The organism is Dyadobacter sp. CY326 (assembly GCF_021390515.1).
Taxonomy (GTDB): Bacteria; Bacteroidota; Bacteroidia; order Cytophagales; family Spirosomataceae; genus Dyadobacter.
Window position 1 is genome coordinate 167283 of record NZ_JAJUXI010000005.1, and the last position, 17614, is coordinate 184896.

Genomic DNA, 17614 nt, shown 5'->3' on the forward strand with positions numbered 1-17614 from the left:
CGAATGATATTTTATAAATCAAACTGATGATATTAATAATATCAAAAGTAGTAGCATTTTTTTATTTTCCTACAAATAATCGGTAAAATAATTTTGTTTAAGTATTTTTGAAAAAAGTTAAACAAAATGTCATCATACTCGATCAAGGATTTGGAGCGGATCAGTAACACCAAGGCGCACACCATTCGCATGTGGGAGCAGCGCTATGGCATTTTGGAGCCCGAGCGGACAGAGACGAACATTCGCTTTTACAATGATGAACATGTAAAGAAGTTGCTGAATGTGTGCACATTGCTGGAACGTGGCATGAAAATTTCGCATATCGGGAAATTATCGAAATCCGAGATTGCGGCAGAAATTGAGAAGGTTATCAATGAGTCATTTTCGGGCGATGCGTATGTGGATGCGGTGATCAGCCAGGCGCTCATTGCGATCACAACTTATAATGTGTCGCAATTCAATGCGCTTTTTGCGGATTCGGTCAAACGGCTGACGCTTAAAAATACTTATATTAGAATACTTTATCCGCTGCTCGTGCGCACGGGGTTAATGTGGGTAAAAGACGATTTGCTTCCGTCTCAGGAACACTTTTTATCAAACCTGATCAGGCAAAAATTATTTGCTGCCATTGATGCACTGCCTTTACCAGTTAAAGCTGAGCAAAAATGGATTCTTTTTCTGGGCGAAGAAGAAGACCACGAAATTGGTTTGCTTTTCGCTTACTATATGATCCGGCAACTCGGAAAAGACGTAGTTTATCTTGGCTCACGCGTTCCATATAACGATCTGTCGGGAGTGATCACCCAGTGCAAACCCACGCATTTATATTCTTTTTTTGTTCGTAACCAGCCTGACAGTCAGACAGAAAGCTTTCTAGCAAACTTGGCTGCCGACTTTCCCGAAGTTCAAAAATTTATCTCATCGGGTGATCAGAAAACAAAGGCAATAGCGATGAAAAAAGGCGTTAAAATCATAGAATCAATCGAAAATCTGACCGAAATCCTTACAACTCCCAATGCATAGCCGCCTAGCAAAGTCAAACAAATCGCATGAAATAACGGTCATCGGCGCAGGTTTCGCCGGACTGGCGGCAGCAGCTGTGCTTGCAGAAAGTGGGAATAAGGTGACGGTTTTAGAGAAAAACAGGGAAACGGGAGGGCGTGCCAGAACATTTTCCCAAGATGGTTTTATGTTTGATATGGGGCCAAGCTGGTATTGGATGCCAGATGTTTACGACAGTTTTTTTGAGCTGTTCGGCAAAAACACTTCGGATTTTTACGAATTGAAAAAGCTTGATCCCGGCTTTGCAGTGGTTTTTGAAAACGAAGTCATGGACATTCCAGCCGATTTCGATGCGGTGTGTGACCTTTTTGAAAGCATTGAAGCAGGCAGTGCAGCCAAGCTTCGAAAATTTATCGCTGAGGGAGAGTTTAAATATATGGTCGGCATGAATGACATGGTTTACAAGCCCGGCCATTCGATCACCGAGTTTTTCAGCCTGAAACTGTTCGGCGATGCATTAAAATTGCAAATTTTCACGCCTTTCAGCAAACACGTCAGAAGCTATTTTAAAGACCCGAGATTGCTTGCATTGATTGAATTCCCAGTGCTTTTTCTTGGCGCAATGCCCAAGGACACGCCAGCCCTTTACAGCCTGATGAATTTTTCGGGTCTCAAACAGGGCACTTTTTACCCGATGGGCGGATTCGGGAAAGTGGCGGATTCATTTAAAGAAATCGCAAAAAATGTTGGGGTCAATGTTCTGACCGCGCAGAATGTGGACAAGCTTGAAATTACGAATGGGAATATCCGTCATGTGCATACGACCAATGGCAATTTCAGGACCGACGCGGTGATCGGAAGCGCTGATTATCATCACATTGAATCAGAATTGCTTGATAAGGATTTCCGTTCTTACGATGACGATTACTGGCAAAGCAGGACTTTCGCGCCGTCGTGCTTGCTGTTTTATCTTGGCATTAATAAAAAAATTGACCAGCTGCGGCATCACAATTTGTTCTTCGATGAAAATTTTGATCAGCATGCAGTTGAGATTTACAAAGACAAAAAGTGGCCGAACAAGCCCCTATTCTATGTTTGCTGTCCATCCAAAACCGACCCGTCCGTGGCACCCGAGGGCAGTGAAAATCTTTTCGTTTTAATGCCGATTGCGATTGACTTGGATGATCCCGAAAACATCCGCGAGACGTATTTTAACGTACTTATGGATAGGCTCGAAAAATTTGCCGGGGAGGACATCAGAAGTCACGTTGTTTACAAAAAAAGCTATTCCGTTTCCGACTTTGTCTGCGATTATAACGCTTACAAAGGCAATGCGTATGGTCTGGCAAACACGCTCATGCAGACTGCCATTTTTAAACCGAAAATGAAGAGCAAGAAGGTTAAAAACCTTTTTTACGCTGGTCAGTTGACTGTTCCGGGCCCGGGAGTGCCACCGTCCATCATTTCGGGCCGGATCGCAGCCACAGAACTCACAAAATTTCTTAACAGATAAGTTATGAAAAGCTTATATGACAATCTCTCTGCAACTTGCAGTAAAACCACAACCCAACTCTACAGCACATCATTCTCGCTCGGAATCTACTTTCTGAAGGGAAAATTTCATGCCCCCATTTACGGAATTTACGGCTTCGTTCGCCTTGCAGACGAAATCGTTGACAGCTTTCATGAGTACAACAAAGAATTTATGATGGACAAGATCCGGCAGGACACGGTGGAGGCCATTCGCGACCGGATCAGCATTAACCCGATTCTGAACAGTTTTCAGCACGTTGTCCATGCGTATAATATTGAGTGGGAGCTGATCGACACCTTTTTGAAAAGCATGGAAATGGATCTTGCCAAAAAAGAATACAGTGCTGATTCATACAGCGAATACATTTTGGGATCGGCGGAAGTGGTTGGATTAATGTGCCTGAGGGTGTTTACGGAAGGCGATATGCGGCTTTTCAATGATCTGAAACCATTCGCCATGAAACTGGGATCTGCATTCCAAAAAGTCAATTTTTTACGTGACTTGAAAGCCGATTACATGGATCTGGGCAGAACGTATTTTCCAGGCGTTAATTTTGACCATTTTTCTTCGAAGGAAAAAGAAACTATTCAGCAGGAGATTGAAGACGACTTTGAACAGGCATTAATCGGCATCAAACGCCTGCCGAGCGGATCGCGTCGCGGGGTTTATCTTGCTTATTATTATTACAAAAAACTTTTTCTGAGAATAAAGGAAACGCCGCCCGAAAAGGTCATGAATGCGCGCATCCGGATTCCGGATTATGACAAAGTCGGGTTAATGTTTCGTTCGTTGGTAAGGCATCAGTTCGACCTTTTATGACGTTTTTTTGTTAGTGAAATGAAGGCTGCGCATGAAGAAGTTAGCCTTTGGATTTAAATCGTGTTTTTTATGACTGATCAAGTTGTGCTGGTGAACGAAGATGACAAGGAAATTGGCCTGATGCCAAAGCTTGAAGCGCATCAAAAAGGCGTTCTGCATCGCGCGTTCTCTGTTTTTATTTATAACTCAAATGGTGAAATGCTGTTGCAGCAAAGGGCATTTGGCAAATATCACTCCGAAGGACTCTGGTCCAACACTTGCTGCAGTCACCCGCTCCCAGCCGAATCCGCGCACCACGGCGCTGTGAGGCGGTTGCAAGAAGAAATGGGCATTAAAGCGGAGCTGCAATTTCTGTTTACTTTTCAATATCATGTCAATCTGGAAAACGGCCTGACGGAGAATGAGTTAGATCACGTTTTCTGGGGAATTACAGATGCTGAGCCGAACATTGATGTGACGGAAGCAAATGATTATAAATACATGAAACCCGCTGACATTAAAGCAGATATGCAGCAAAATCCTGACCGTTACACGGAATGGTTTAAAATCTGTTTTGCGGAAGTTGCCGACAAAATAAAACCAAAACAATGACCGTCAGCCCATGCTGATGGCAATGAACAGAACATACTATGAGTCCCTGGATAACCAATACATTAATCACGCTTGCCGCATTTGTTGGAATGGAATGTGTCGCCTGGCTTGCACATAAATATCTGATGCACGGCCTGTTATGGTCGCTTCACCACGATCACCACCAACGCGATGACGGAGATTTCTTTGAGAAAAACGATTATTTCTTCGCCATTTTCGCAACCCCCGGAATTCTTTGCCTGCTTTTTGGCGTCAATGAGGGTTTCAATTATTTATTCTGGATCGGATTAGGCATTACGCTTTACGGTTTCACCTATTTCTTGGTTCACGACATATTCATACACCAGCGTTTTAAAATGTTCAGAAACACGGATTCGGTGTATTTGAAGGCGATTCGCAGGGCGCATAAAATGCATCACAAGCATCTGGGCAAATATCAGGGCGAATGTTTCGGCATGCTCTGGGTGCCTTTGAAATACTTCCGGGATGCTAAAAATGCGGCTGCAAAATGAATTTCCTTTATTTGATTGTCGACCTGGGAGCCATTATCGTGCCGCTTCTTTTTTCATTTCATCCCAAAATTGCGCTTTATAAAAAATGGCGCATGCTTTGGCCGGCAATCCTGCTTTCAACTGTCCCATTTGTTATTTGGGACAGTTATTTTACAAGAATCGGCGTGTGGGGTTTTACGCCAAAATATCTGACAGGCTTCTATCTTTTCGGGCTTCCGATCGAGGAAATTCTCTTCTTTATATGCATTCCCTATGCATGCCTCTTCACCTATTATTGTTTCCGCATTTTCTACGGAACCGACTACAAAATCAGAAGCGAGAATTGGGTTACAGGCATATTCTTGTGCTTCACTTTCGCATTGGGTGTGACTTACTTTGATCGCTATTACACTTCCTGGACTGCCGCTGGGCTGGTTGCGTTTCTGCTGTTTTTAAAATTTGTGGTTAAATCACAATGGCTAAGTCTGTTCTATTTTTCGCATATGTTTTTGCTCATTCCATTCTTTATCGTGAACGGCATTTTGACGGGATCGGGGCTGGACGAGCCTGTTGTCTGGTATAATGATGCGGAAAATATTGGGATTAGAATCTTCACTATCCCTTTTGAAGACATTTTTTACGGCATGCTGATGCTCCTGCTGAACACTTATCTTTTCGAATACTTTCTTGGCAAATCAGCCGTCGCGGAGGAGAAGAATTTAGAAGCGGTCTCCGTGCGTTAAGGAAACGAGCTTGTTAGTCAAGCCCGGCATTTGTGCCAATGTCTTTAAGGCAATGTCCGTTGTATTTCTTTTGCCAAATAATCCCTGCAAATAATAACCTGCCGTAATTCTGCTTCGGAATGCATTGTTCCAGGCATTTTTGTAGTTCGCGGCGAGCGCTGCCTTCGACTGCCCTTTTTCAAAATAGCGGATTAGCTCGTTAGCGAGAATCTTGGACGCGCGCATGCCCATGCTCATGCCGTTGCCGCAAAGTGGCGTAATGGAACCAGCTGCGTCTCCCAAAAGCAAAATGCCCTTCATCTCCGTTTGTTTTCTGGAAAAATGCACATTGCTGATCACCAGCGGATGCGGGTTTACGAATTCGGCATTCGTGAAATATGCTTTCAGGAAAGGATTTTTGTATAAAACTGCTTGCTCCATCCGCTTGATATCTTTGCCATTTTCCTGCAAATTTTTGGCGGTTGTCAGATAACATAAGCAATGCCAATCATGGTCCACTTTGGAAATGCCACAGTAACCGTCTTGAAAATTATGAAGTTCAATGCGATTGTCCGGCAACTGCGGTTTAATGTGATATTTAACACCGATAAAATTTCGACCGTCGTTTTCTTCCGCGTGATTTTGTCCAACAGACAGGAATTGAGGCGTGTATTTGCCATAACTTCCACACAGGATCTTCGTTTGAAAATCGCCTTGTGTTGTTTTGATGTCAAATCCATCTAAACCATTCTCAGACAAAGCATTAACCCGACATTGTTCAACAACATTAACGCCTTTTTTCGTAGCAATTTGAGCAAGAGAATGATCCAGACTGAACCTGCTAATGCCAAATCCGCCCAGTTGTAAGGTGTGTTCCAGCATAAAGCCTTTCTCCGAACTGATGCCGAGCTGATTAATCTTGGGGAGATACATTTCATCCAATTCCAGGCCCAGACCTTTAAGAAAATCCCAGCTTTCCATCGAAATGTATTCGCCGCAAACTCTGTGAAACGGATATTGATTTTTTTCAAACAAGACGACGGAAATGCCGCGATCGGCAAGCTGTATGGCCAGACACAGACCCGCAAGTCCGCCGCCGATAATGCCGCAATCGTAAGATTTAGTCTGCGTTTCCATACACGATCACTTCATGCCTGAATGCCCATTTGTTATGAATGGAAAAATGCACAGCGCCAGCTTTTTGCAAGATATGCAGCCATTCTTTCTTTTTAAAACCGCGTAAAACGGAAAGTGGTGCGTCGTTTTTAACGAGATAGGATTTTGAAAAAAGTTGGGTCAGCCATTTGATTGAATAATAAGCCAACCGGTTGCGTTCCAGATCATTGATGACCAAAATCGACCGGTTTTCCAGCGCAAAACGGATCAATTCAACAAGCTGCGCTTCGGCCAGGTGATGACAAAAAAGGCAGGCATGAATGATATCGACTTGCTTCAAATGCCTGAAAATATGCCGATAATCATCGCAAATCAGTTGGACGGCTTTGCCTTTCAAATTTTCCGAAGCATAGGCAATGCATACGGGCTTGTAGTCGACACCGTACAGATCCAGCTCATAACCAGCGCGTTCGTTCCAATTGCTTATGCGTTTGAGCGTGTCTCCTCCCCCGCAACCAATGTCGACCAATGTATATTTGCTCCCTGGCCGGATTACTTTTTTCAATGCATTGAACGAAATGTCGTAACCGCCGAGCCAGTGATTGATAAAGTCCAGTTCCCGAAGATTTTGAAAAAGATCCTGTTCAGGAATTTCGTCCTGATCCAAAAGCTCTTTTTGCTGGCTCCGGGTTTTAAACATAGCGCAGCTGCATGGTCTCGATGCTCAGTCCCGGCCCGAATGCAGCAGTAAAAATCCGGTTACCCACATTTTCAGGCTTGGCCTTTTCCAGAACTTCTTTCAGCACAAACAAAACCGTAGGCGACGACATGTTTCCGTAATTTTTGAGCACATTATAGGCCGACGCAAGATGACATTTGTCCAGTTCCAATGCATCCGCAAAATCGTCAACGATCCGTTTGCCGCCCGGATGCACAGCCCAATGTTTAAATTGATCAGGCGAAAGCCCGGTTTTTGAAAGCATGGGCTTGATGTTTTTCCGGATCAGGTCGGGCACATAAGATGACAAGTTCATAATGAAACCCGTTTCCGACAATTGCCAGGCCATATCCGCATAACCATTGTGCAGGATAAGCGAGTTAAATGCGTCAATTTCTACCTTATGCGCATAGGCATCACTCGCCTCAGAAGTCACCAGAACAGCGGCTGATCCATCGCCGAAAATGAGGTTTGAGAGGAGATAATCGTCGTTATATTGCTTTTGAAAATGAATTGTGCAAAGCTCTGTGCATACAACCAGAACTTTTGCATTGGGCTGACTTCTGCAAATTGCATCCGCATTCTTCAAGGCAATGATCGCTGCGTTACAACCCATAAAATTGACGCTGCTGCGCTGAATGTAAGGATTCAGCCCAAGGTCCCGCACCAGCTCTACGTCCAGGCCAGGCGCAAAGAGTCCTGTGCAAGTAACTGTAATTAAATGCGTTAGCTTGGTTTTCAGTGTTTCAAAATCCTTGATCTTCTCAATGGCCTTTCTTGAAAGCAATGTGGCGTGCTGCTGATAAAGTTGCATTCGCTGCGTAAGCGTGGGCTCGGGAAGCAGTGTGGGCGTTTTGTTGAAAAAAGCAAAATCCTCAGGCTCTTTGTCAAAATCAGAAATGACCGAATAGCGGCTTTCAATGCCTGTTTTCCCTGCTACAACCTTGATCTTTCTTTTATTGGTGAGGTCGTCTGTCGATTTAATGTAAAAAGCAGCGAGCGATTCGTGCGAATAGCGATTCTCGGGAACTGCTGTCTCAATAGCTGATATATAACTCAATGGAATTCTGTTGATAATGATTAGTACTAGGAAACAACTGTTCATGCAAATTGCCGCAATCCAGTTCATCCGCATGGTATTTCTAAAATTTGCCGCTGTATTTTCTTTCAAAACCAGGGAAAACCAGTAACCGAAATACACTACAATAGGCAGGAAAAATGCTTGAATGATGTAAAAAATCATTCCAAGTCCCTTCGATGTAAAATACAAATAATAAAACACATTGCACAGCAAAAACATCACCGCCGTGAACCCGAATGTGCCTTTATAGCCCAATTTGTAACTTAATGTCTTAACACCGTCCTTTAAATCCTGCTTATGCTGGTAAATCTGAGTCAATGGATATGCCCCGGCAATCTGAAACGAGCATCCCAAAAGCACATAAACATGCTCCCTGGTGATCAAAAGCGCATTTCCGGAAATGCCGGCTATCGACATATAATACGTAAATGCACCCTGAAAAGTAACAACTGTCAGAAAACCAATGACCGGATATTTTTTCAGCCTGATCTGTCGCGAGCTGTAAGCGCGCGATGCGGCAATGTAAAGGACCAGGCAACCTGCAAACAATGTATTTACGAAGAGCAGTGCTAAAACGATTGCAAGAAAGTCTAAAAAAATGGTCAGGTAAAAAAGCGCCACAGTCGGCATTGGCGGTTTTTCCAGCCCGCCCACGCTGTCCTCGTCGCGATCCACGTAACTATTGTAACCGTTGCTGGCAGGATAAATGAGCAGGTGAATGATCAGAAAAGCAAACAGTGCCTGGCGATGCACAACCGTATCCGCCTGACTGTAAGCGAAAAGGAACAGCGGCAACAAAAAGAATGAAAAGGGAATTCTGAGAAGCTTGATTGTATTGCCATCGATGCGCATGGCTCAATTTAGTAAGAATTTCGCTTCGCGGAAACCAGGTTCGATAAGGCGGTTCTCAAATCATTTGTAAATGTCTTTCAAATCCTTTTCAAACAGCGTGTAAGGATCATTGTAGAACTTCACAAAATCGCCTGCGCTGACTTGCTCGGGATAAGGCGCGTAGAAATGTGTAGGGCTTTTTGCATCGTTTCTCCAAACAAGCACATAAGCGAGTTGCAGCTTTTCCGTCTGCAATGTTTTCAATAGGGTTTCCGTCCACCAGGTGGGGTTAGGAATGCTTTCGAGGCCGGTTTCTGTAAAAGCAGCAAGCTTGTTGGCTTTTTTGGCATAATCGGACACGATTTTCAGCTTTTTCAAACCGGCTTCCAGATTGTATTTTCCATCGCGGCCAAAGTCACCATAATTGTCCATCCCCACCATGTCTACCCAATCATTGCCGGGATATCTTTCCAGAAATTCAGCTTCGGAATTGAATTTATTATCAGGTGAAAAAGTGTAAATGAAATTGTGAACATTCAGACTGTCACGCAGATAGGAAACCGTGAAGCGCCAGACGTCGATGAAGTCCTGACGTGAAGTATGCCCTTTTCCCCACCAAAACCAGTCACCGTCAAATTCATGATAAGGCCTGAAAAGAAGTGGCGCAAGCGTGCCGTCCTTCCCCTTTACCGAATTCGCAAAATCTCCTACGGTTCTCAATATTTGCTTGTATTGCGCATGATGCGAGCCGCCCGGCTTGATCAGCGCCATGGCAGCTTTGGAAACAGAATCTTTCCAGTAAAAACCGCCTCCCGAAGCTGGATTAGAGAAATGCCAGGCGACGGTTGTTACGCCTCCCCGATTGTAAGTGTCCACCACATTTTTACGCAACGACTCTTTTGTCTTCGCAATGGACTCCTCAGGCCGTCCGGATAAACCACTGAAATCAATGCCGATAACAGCAGGGTGCGAACCCGTAACTGACTTCACATCAGACCGTTCCTCGTCGCCAGACCAGCCGTGGCCATATTCAGTTGCGTGCTGGTGCCCGAACAAAATATGCTCCTCCGAAAGTTTGCCCATGTTGCGATAAAGTGCCTGCGTTTCTTTTGTGGCTTTTTTATCGATTTGCGCATGAACCGCGTGCCAGCAAAACAGCGTCAGCAACGTGTATAATGTTGATTTGTTCATGATTTTCGAGGCGAAGTGACCGTTTAAGCGTTTTTGTTTATAAAACCTGAAATTAAAAGAACCTTTTGATAAAAACTACGTATCTACTGAACTATCGACAAAATTTTTAGTCGATTAGTGAATATAATTCTGACTTCCCCTATATTTATAGAATTATGAACGGAACAGAAATTATTCTTGACAAAATTGACCACAGCATCCTGCGGCTGATGCAAGGAAATGCGCGGATCTCGAACGCCGACATTGCACGGGAGCTGGAAATGGCCCCTTCTGCCGTACTCGAGAGGGTTAAGAAGCTGGAACAGAAGCAGGTGATTCTGCAATATACGGCGCGTATTAACCCCGTTGCGGTCAATCAAAAATTGTTGGCGTTTATTTCCATGAAATCTTCCGAAGGAATGGGCAGCAACAACACAGCCAAAGAACTTGCCAAAATCCCGGAAGTGCAGGAAGTCCATCACATTGCAGGCGAGGACTGTTATCTGGTTAAAGTCCGGACGGCAGATTCGGCGTCCCTGATGCAGCTGATGCGTAATACTTTTAGTAAGATCCCCAATATACTTTCCACCCGGACGACCATTGTCCTGGAAACGGTCAAAGAAGAACAACAATTAGTCATACCTGAAAAATAAAAGATCATGCAAGCACAAAGTAAAACTCCTTCCACCCTGATGGTCGTGCTGGCTTTTGCCACCGTTTACATTGTTTGGGGCTCCACTTATTTCTTCATTCAGCGCGCGTTAGCGGGCTTTCCGCCGTTTTTTCTGGGCGCATTTCGCTTTACACTGGCGGGTTTGCTCATGATGGGATGGAGCCTTTCGCAAGGTGAAAATGTGTTTTTAGCGAAGGCCATCAAGCCGGCTGCCATCACCGGATTGCTGCTGCTTTTTGTGGGAAATGGCATTGTAATATGGGTGGAGCAGTTCCTGCCAAGTGCAATGGTCGCGATTATGATCTCTTCTGCACCCCTTTGGTTTATCCTGCTTGACAAGCCGAAATGGGCTGAAAATTTTAGTAATAAGTCAACAATTGTAGGCCTTCTCATTGGATTTGCGGGCGTTGTGCTGCTGTTTAGTGAAAAAATAATGGCATCCATGTCATCATTGAACAGTTCGAGAGACTTATTTGCCATGGCGCTCGTTGTTTTCGGATCAATGGCTTGGGCAGGCGGTTCTTTGTATTCCAAATACAAATCCAGCGCCGATTCGGCAACCGTAAATTCCACCTGGCAAATGCTCGCAGCGGGCATTGCATTCCTGCCCGGCAGCATAATCAATGGCGAATTTGATAATCTGAATCTGGCATCGGTTTCAACAGATGCCTGGCTTGCACTTGGTTATCTGATCATTTTTGGGTCCATTGCTGCTTTCAGTGCTTATGTGTGGTTGCTGAAAGTGCAGCCCGCAACAAAGGTGAGCACTTATGCTTACGTAAACCCGGTTGTCGCAGTCCTTTTGGGGATATTTTTTGCCAAAGAATCCATATCCGTGTTGCAGATTACAGGCCTGATCATCATTTTGGGCAGCGTTCTTTTGATCAATCTTCATAAATATCGCAAGCCAAAACCAGTCGTTTCGTCAGCTTATTGATCGTATTCCCACTTATATTTGCCATTATCAATCCAAATAATGCGCAATGAGATGGATTACCCGGGCAAGGCCCAAAATTGACCGCATTGCCTGTCCCTGGCTGATCAAACGCTTCATCGACCCCAATGCCGAGATCATTTATGTGCCCGAATCGGAAGTGATGGAAATGGCGGAGCGCTTGTCGGCAACTCCGTTTGACGTTCCTAATACAGAATTCAGCCATTATGACGATCAATGCACGTTTGATTATTTTATCAAAAAATTCGAGCTGAAAGATCCGGCACTGGCGGTTTTGGCGCCCATCGTGCGCGGTGCAGATACGGACGATCACACGCAGGCAGTGCAGTCTTCGGGACTTTGGGCCATATCGGCTGGTCTGGCTTATAACATTAAAGATGACCACGAATTGCTCGAAAAAGGCATGCTCATTTACGATGCATTATACAGCTGGGCCACGCATTTGCAGCGCGAAAAACACACACAAAGCCCCACAGAGCACCTTCTATTGCAGATTTATAAAACCTATCTAAAAAATAAAGACAGCAAAAAGAACAAAGTCCCAGCATGGACAACGGAATTAAAAGACATGATTCAGGATCACATTGACACCAATCTCAACCTGAATTTGAAAGTTGCTTCGGAAGAACTTGACGTCAACCCGGCTTATTTGTCCCGGGAATTTTCCCGATATTTTGACAACCTTTCTTTCGGTGAGTATATCCGGAAGTTGCGCATTGAAAAAGCCATTCAACTGATCGGCTCCACAGACAACACGCTTTCCGAAATTGCCTATCTCACAGGCTTTTCCGATCAAAGTCACTTCAACCGGGTCTTCAAACTGGCCACAAACAAAACGCCATCCGAATTCCGCAAAGATCAACGAAAGGGCAAAGAAAATGCGAAGCGTTAAGGCTTCGCATTTTCTTTGTAAAACTCTTTCCTCTCAAAGACATAACGACATATCCGTAATCTCCTCCACTTCCGAAATGTCCCGATTCCCTTTAATCAGGCGCAGAATATACTCGAAATCAATTAATTGAGACGCTTCAAAAGCGATCACTCCGACAAATTGGCGGCCCTTGCTGATAAAGTTCAAATGCTTGATTTTAGCACCTTTCACTGATTCAACAATGCTTGTGATCTTGTGCAGACTTACAGCATTTCTGTAAATGATTTTAAGAAAAAAAAGTTTGCTCATGTTGATGTTGTTTATTTGGCTAATATGTTCTCCTCTAATGCATTACTTGCTATCAAAAAGCATCAAACCACAGCTTTGTAGTCAGCTTGTCTTCGCCCTGTGCAGCGACAGCAGCCCTGTAATTGGCGCCGTTCAATGCTTGTTCGCCGGTCGGATACAGCAATCTAACCGGGATTTTTCCGCCTAAAACACCTGCATAAGCCGGTTTCAGCTGTGGATAATCCAATCTTCTCCATTCCGTGTAAGCCTCCGGTCCCTGACCAAACAATGCCAGCCACTTCTGCTCACCAATCGATTTCTTGTAATTTGTCGGACTGTAAGCAACCGATGGCTGTGCCAGGTAAGACGCAATGTCGGCGCTGTTTACTTTAAATTGCTGCAAAGAAGCAGTGATCGCAGCCTTGTACAATTCAGCTGGCTTGTCGGTAATGAAGCCTTTTTGCGCTGCCTCAGCAAGATTGAAAAGCACTTCCGAATAACTCAGAAACACCGCCGGCGACGTCGGCGCCACAAAGTAATCACCCAACTTAGACGTTTTAGTAAAACCCAGTTTAGAGGCAGAGTCAGCTGGCAATCCGTTCGTTACGCCAATGTAACCTGTCGGCGTGGCATCCACTGTTTTGTTTGCAAAAACAGCCAATCTCGGATCTTTCAATTCCTGCAATTTATCAATAACTGACTTGCTTACGCGGTAATCATCACGCGTTTCGCGGTCACGGGCAACCGGGTTTTGGTTAGGCGATGCCTGGTAAACCAACTGCGCGATCTCGTCATTTGAGGAGATCAGCTGGCTTTTATCGGCAGCCAGTTCCGCAATCACAGCCTTGGCAGTTTGTGGATCTTTGTCCGAAATGCGAATCGCAATCCTAAGGCGCAAAGAGTTGGCAAACTTCTTCCATTTCGTAAGATTTCCGCCATAAACCACATCACCAGCAATCGGGCTGCCTGTTGTGTTAATCAGCTCGGAAGCTTTTTTCAAATCATTCAAAAGTCCCAGATACACGTCTTTCTGTGCGTCATATTTCGGGGTCAATGTCTGATCAATTTTAACCGCTTCGCTGTAAGGAATGTCGCCATAGAGGTCAGTCAGGATCTGGAATGACCATGATTTCAGGATCAATCCCACGGCCTGGTAATTCACATTCCCGGTTTCTTCGCCTATTCTGATGATTTCCGTGAAATCCGTCAGCCCTTGCGAATAAAGGTTTGTCCAAATGTTTTGAATGTTGGCAATGCTCACGGTGTATTTATCAACATCCGTATATTGGATTTTAGCCCAATGTTGCACAAACAAAGTCGTCGTCTCCATTGATGCATCCGAACCCAGAATCACGTCCGCATTGGACTTGATTGCATTGGCCAGCAGATAATCCGGCTGCGCTGAAATTGCTTCATTCGGGTTTTCATTCACTTCCTCCAATTCGTCCTGGCACCCTGCCAAAAAGACTGATAACGAGGCAATTGCAATTCCTTTTACGATTATATTTTTATTCATGATTATTTGTCAATTAAAAGCCGATCAAAATATTAAATCCATAAGAACTGGTTGTTGGCAGCTGCAATGATTCCAGTCCTTGTCCTGTGTTTGCCGTGCTGAAAGCGGTTTCCGGATCGATGTTATCCGCTTTTCTCTGCAGGAAAGCCAGGTTTCTGCCGTAAACCGAGAAGATCAGGCTTTGCAATTTGTATTTGGAAACGAAATTTTGCGGAACCGAGTAACCCAGCTTAACCTCACGCAATTTGATAAATGAAGCATCAAAAACGCTCGCTTCGTTGATCCCTGCGCTGTTGCTGTAAACGCCTTTGTAATAACGCTCTGCCGAGACAATGGTCGTATTCGGCTTGCCGTCAGTCGTAACGCCTGGTGCGATAATGCCATCCTCATAAACGACCGCACCCGTTGGCGCAGCACCAGCATTGGCAACCTGAACCGCAACGCCAGCCTTGTTATTGCCTGGATAATAGTAAGTTAACCCGCCATGTTCCGCATCTCTTCCTTGCAATGTGGAAGCAAGCACACCCGTGTAACGACCCGTCGCATTGGTTGCCGAGTAAATTGAGCCTCCTTGTTTTGTATCAATTAAAACACTTAGATTGAATCCTTTAACTGTAAATGAGTTGGTGATCCCGCCCATCCATTTCGGCGTGTAATGTCCCAAAACTTTCAGGTTCGGATCTCTTGATGGAATTCCTGTTGACCCGATGATCATTTCGCCTGCCTCGTTACGTGCATAGGCCGATCCGAACAATGCGCCGTAACCCAATCCTTTGCTCGCATAAACAGTTACGCCATTGGTTCCCAGCTTGTAATCATTCAAAAATCCTTCGTCATCCAATGCAATGACCTTGCTTCTGTTTCTTGAAAAATTGACGCCAACATCCCATCTAAAACCTGAGTTGGTTTCGATGGCTTTCACATTCAGCATCGCCTCGAAACCTTTGTTGTTAATGTGTCCTGCATTCAAAAGCTTCTGCTTGTAACCCGTTGATGGGCTTACGTCAGCTTTCAGAATCTGGTTGTAACTGTCTGTGTTGTAATAACTAACATCCAACCGCACCCGGTTTTTGAATAAAGCCACATCCGCTCCTATTTCCGTTGATTTTGTGATCTCAGGTTTCAGATCCGAGTTAAGCAACACATCCGAAACGGTCAGCAACGGATTGCTTCCAAAAGGCTGGTTGAATGGATAAGTGTTGATCAGCTGATAAGGGTCCGTGTCCTTTCCTACCTGTGCCCACCCACCACGTAACTTGGCATAAGTCAGCACATTGCTCTTAATATTGAATGCATCCGTAAGGACGAAGCTCGCATTAATGGAAGGATAGAAATAAGAGTTGTTCCCCGTTGGCAGCGTCGACGACCAGTCATTTCTAGCCGTAAGGTTAATAAATGCGTAGTTTCTGAAACCGATCTGCCCCGAACTGAATGCGCTATAAACCTTTTGTTTGCGCAAAACATTGGACGAAACAAGCGGATCACGCGAGTTGTTCAGTGTGTATAAACCGGCTACAGCCAATTTTGGCGCTTGCTGCAAATTTTGTTCGTTGAAGTTGCTGCGCAGGTTACCGCCGACAAGCCAGTCTATTTCAAAATCTTCACTCACATTTTTGTGGAAATTGAAGTTGAAGTCCGTATTGTTCTCATTTACAATGTAACTGTCCTCCGTGTAAGAGCCGAACGGCGTTCCGTTGGTTCCGTAAGCCACTTTGAATTTGCGCTTATCATTGTAATAATCGTTACCGGTCCGCACAGTTGCCGTAAGCCAGTCTGTGATTTTGTAATTCAAATTCACATTGCCGAAAAAGCGGTCACGACGTTGCTGCGCAGTGTTTTCGTATTGAAGCAAATAGGGATTGCTGTAATAACTGTGGTTCCAGTTGTAGTCAAATCCGCCTTTGTTATAATCTTTCAAAAGCTCTGTATCAACTTGTCGGCCAAACCACAAGAATTGAAGCATTACGCTGCTTCCCCTTCCCGAAGTTCCAGGTAGGTTGTCCGATGCATTGCGCGCAAAATTGGCGCTCGTTGTAAGGGTAAGCTTGTCATTCAGACGGAAAGTTGTGTTTACGCCAAATGAATTTTTAGCAATGTCCGTGTTCGGAATGACGCCGGTTTGCTTGCTGTTATTGAATGAAAACCGATAATCGATCTTGTCATTTGAGCCCGAAACTGAAACACCGGTCGTTCTTGTGTGCCCTGTTTCGAAGAAATTCTTCACATTATCCGGATGCGCCACAAATGGAGCAGGCTGGCCGTCTGAAAAAAATTGCGGGATGAGCCTGCCGTCCATTTTTGGCCCCCAGCTTTCGTCTGTTGCATCATTGATTCCGCCGCCTTTTCCGTTTACATATGAAAATGCGCCGCCCGTTCCCTGACCGTAAATATTTTGATATTCAGGCAGAACCAGCAATTTGTCAAATGTATAACCGAAGTTCACATTGACGCCGAGTCCTTTTTGTGTGCCTTTTCCTGATTTTGTTTTGATCAAAATAACCCCGTTGGAAGCGCGCGAGCCATAAAGTGCAGCTGCATTAGGGCCTTTCAAAACGCTGATGGATTCAATGTCATTCGGGTTAATGTCTGCGATTGCATTGGCAAAATCGCGCGACCCGTTTGCACCGGCGCCAAGCTGCGAGTTATCAACCGGAATTCCATCAACCACAAATAATGGCTGGTTGTTTCCTGCAATGGACGTTTCTCCGCGGATAACGATCCGTGAAGAACCCATTCCACCCTGAGAATTTGTAATGTTAACACCAGCGATTTTACCCGATAATGCATTAACAAGATTGTTCTCCCGGGCTTCTGCAATGTCCTTGGTCTGCAATTCCTGAACCGCATAACCAAGCGATTTTTTCTCTTTCGCAATGCCTAAGGCTGTTACGACAACTTCTTGCAAAATTGTTTCATCACTTTCCAGTTGTACATCGAGCTGCCCGTTTTGGGGAACCGCTATTTCCGTGGATTTCAGACCGATAAATGAAAATATAAGGGTTGAGCCAGGTGTGGTTTCAATGGCATAGCGCCCTTCAACATCTGTGGCTGTTCCCTTTGAGCTTCCCTTAATTAAAATGGTGACACCTGGCAGCGCTTCGTTATCATTTTTGGACGTTACCCGGCCGGTGACATTGACATTTTGTGCAAGCGCGACTTGCACAATGTTAAATAGGAGAAAAATGAAGACTAGATTTTTTTTCATGATGTGGATAAAATACTAAAACAGGTAAAAA

The 17614-nt window shown here is 44.7% G+C and carries 16 protein-coding genes; 9 read left to right on the forward strand and 7 right to left on the reverse strand.

The window, feature by feature from the left end:
* Window positions 1–126 precede the first annotated feature (126 nt).
* The 6 genes from LZG73_RS11395 to LZG73_RS11420 all read left to right on the forward strand — a co-directional run bounded on the left by LZG73_RS11395 (window position 127) and on the right by LZG73_RS11420 (window position 5180).
* Window positions 127–1023, forward strand: a complete 897-nt coding sequence (locus LZG73_RS11395) for a MerR family transcriptional regulator (protein ID WP_233848984.1) — start codon at window positions 127–129, stop codon at window positions 1021–1023.
* Window positions 1016–2515 carry an NAD(P)/FAD-dependent oxidoreductase gene (locus LZG73_RS11400; RefSeq protein WP_233848986.1) on the forward strand — a complete coding sequence of 500 codons (1500 nt, stop codon included), beginning with the start codon at window positions 1016–1018 and terminating at the stop codon, window positions 2513–2515. The genes LZG73_RS11395 and LZG73_RS11400 overlap by 8 nt, the downstream gene beginning before the upstream one ends.
* Window positions 2516–2518: 3 nt before the next feature.
* Entirely contained in the window at window positions 2519–3355 is an 837-nt protein-coding gene (locus LZG73_RS11405) for a squalene/phytoene synthase family protein (protein ID WP_233848988.1), read from the forward strand.
* Window positions 3356–3424: 69 nt separating this feature from the next.
* The gene (idi, locus tag LZG73_RS11410) at window positions 3425–3946 is read left to right on the forward strand and encodes an isopentenyl-diphosphate Delta-isomerase (RefSeq protein WP_233848989.1); all 522 of its coding nucleotides are present in this window, start codon (window positions 3425–3427) and stop codon (window positions 3944–3946) included.
* Between the two features lie 38 nt (window positions 3947–3984).
* A complete protein-coding gene (locus LZG73_RS11415) occupies window positions 3985–4458 on the forward strand; it encodes a sterol desaturase family protein (RefSeq protein ID WP_233848992.1) in 474 nt (157 codons plus the stop codon).
* Window positions 4455–5180 (forward strand): lycopene cyclase domain-containing protein, encoded by a 726-nt coding sequence (locus LZG73_RS11420; protein WP_233848995.1) that lies wholly within the window; start codon window positions 4455–4457, stop codon window positions 5178–5180. The genes LZG73_RS11415 and LZG73_RS11420 overlap by 4 nt, the downstream gene beginning before the upstream one ends.
* Here LZG73_RS11420 and LZG73_RS11425 read toward each other — a convergent pair.
* Genes LZG73_RS11425 through LZG73_RS11440 form a run of 4 tightly spaced genes read right to left on the reverse strand, consistent with a single transcriptional unit; the run spans window position 5157 to window position 10096 of the window.
* Window positions 5157–6296, reverse strand: a complete 1140-nt coding sequence (locus LZG73_RS11425) for an NAD(P)/FAD-dependent oxidoreductase (protein WP_233848997.1) — start codon at window positions 6294–6296, stop codon at window positions 5157–5159. The genes LZG73_RS11420 and LZG73_RS11425 overlap by 24 nt on opposite strands.
* A complete protein-coding gene (locus LZG73_RS11430) occupies window positions 6280–6975 on the reverse strand; it encodes a methyltransferase domain-containing protein (RefSeq protein WP_233848998.1) in 696 nt (231 codons plus the stop codon). The genes LZG73_RS11425 and LZG73_RS11430 overlap by 17 nt, the downstream gene beginning before the upstream one ends.
* Complete coding sequence (locus LZG73_RS11435) at window positions 6968–8926, reverse strand: UbiA family prenyltransferase (protein WP_233848999.1); 1959 nt, start codon at window positions 8924–8926, stop codon at window positions 6968–6970. Before LZG73_RS11435 ends, LZG73_RS11430 begins: the two co-directional genes overlap by 8 nt.
* A gap of 60 nt (window positions 8927–8986) precedes the next feature.
* The gene (locus LZG73_RS11440) at window positions 8987–10096 is read right to left on the reverse strand and encodes a glycoside hydrolase family 26 protein (protein WP_233849001.1); all 1110 of its coding nucleotides are present in this window, start codon (window positions 10094–10096) and stop codon (window positions 8987–8989) included.
* A gap of 155 nt (window positions 10097–10251) precedes the next feature.
* Here LZG73_RS11440 and LZG73_RS11445 point away from each other — a divergent pair, with 155 nt between their 5' ends.
* The 3 genes from LZG73_RS11445 to LZG73_RS11455 are packed head-to-tail and all read left to right on the forward strand — an operon-like array spanning window position 10252 to window position 12595.
* Window positions 10252–10728 (forward strand): Lrp/AsnC family transcriptional regulator, encoded by a 477-nt coding sequence (locus tag LZG73_RS11445; RefSeq protein ID WP_233849002.1) that lies wholly within the window; start codon window positions 10252–10254, stop codon window positions 10726–10728.
* A 6-nt stretch (window positions 10729–10734) separates the two neighbouring features.
* A complete protein-coding gene (locus tag LZG73_RS11450; protein ID WP_233849003.1) occupies window positions 10735–11685 on the forward strand; it encodes an EamA family transporter in 951 nt (316 codons plus the stop codon).
* A 46-nt stretch (window positions 11686–11731) separates the two neighbouring features.
* Window positions 11732–12595 carry a chromate resistance protein ChrB domain-containing protein gene (locus LZG73_RS11455; RefSeq protein ID WP_233849005.1) on the forward strand — a complete coding sequence of 288 codons (864 nt, stop codon included), beginning with the start codon at window positions 11732–11734 and terminating at the stop codon, window positions 12593–12595.
* Between the two features lie 33 nt (window positions 12596–12628).
* Here the strand turns inward: LZG73_RS11455 and LZG73_RS11460 are convergent, their stop codons facing one another.
* From LZG73_RS11460 to LZG73_RS11470, 3 genes are read right to left on the reverse strand one after another with little or no spacing between them, the layout of a single operon-like run.
* Window positions 12629–12883, reverse strand: a complete 255-nt coding sequence (locus LZG73_RS11460) for a hypothetical protein (RefSeq protein WP_233849007.1) — start codon at window positions 12881–12883, stop codon at window positions 12629–12631.
* Between the two features lie 52 nt (window positions 12884–12935).
* Complete coding sequence (locus tag LZG73_RS11465) at window positions 12936–14378, reverse strand: SusD/RagB family nutrient-binding outer membrane lipoprotein (RefSeq protein WP_233849009.1); 1443 nt, start codon at window positions 14376–14378, stop codon at window positions 12936–12938.
* A 13-nt stretch (window positions 14379–14391) separates the two neighbouring features.
* Window positions 14392–17583: a SusC/RagA family TonB-linked outer membrane protein gene (locus LZG73_RS11470; RefSeq protein ID WP_233849012.1), complete on the reverse strand. Its 3192-nt coding sequence runs from the start codon at window positions 17581–17583 to the stop codon at window positions 14392–14394.
* Window positions 17584–17614 lie beyond the last annotated feature (31 nt).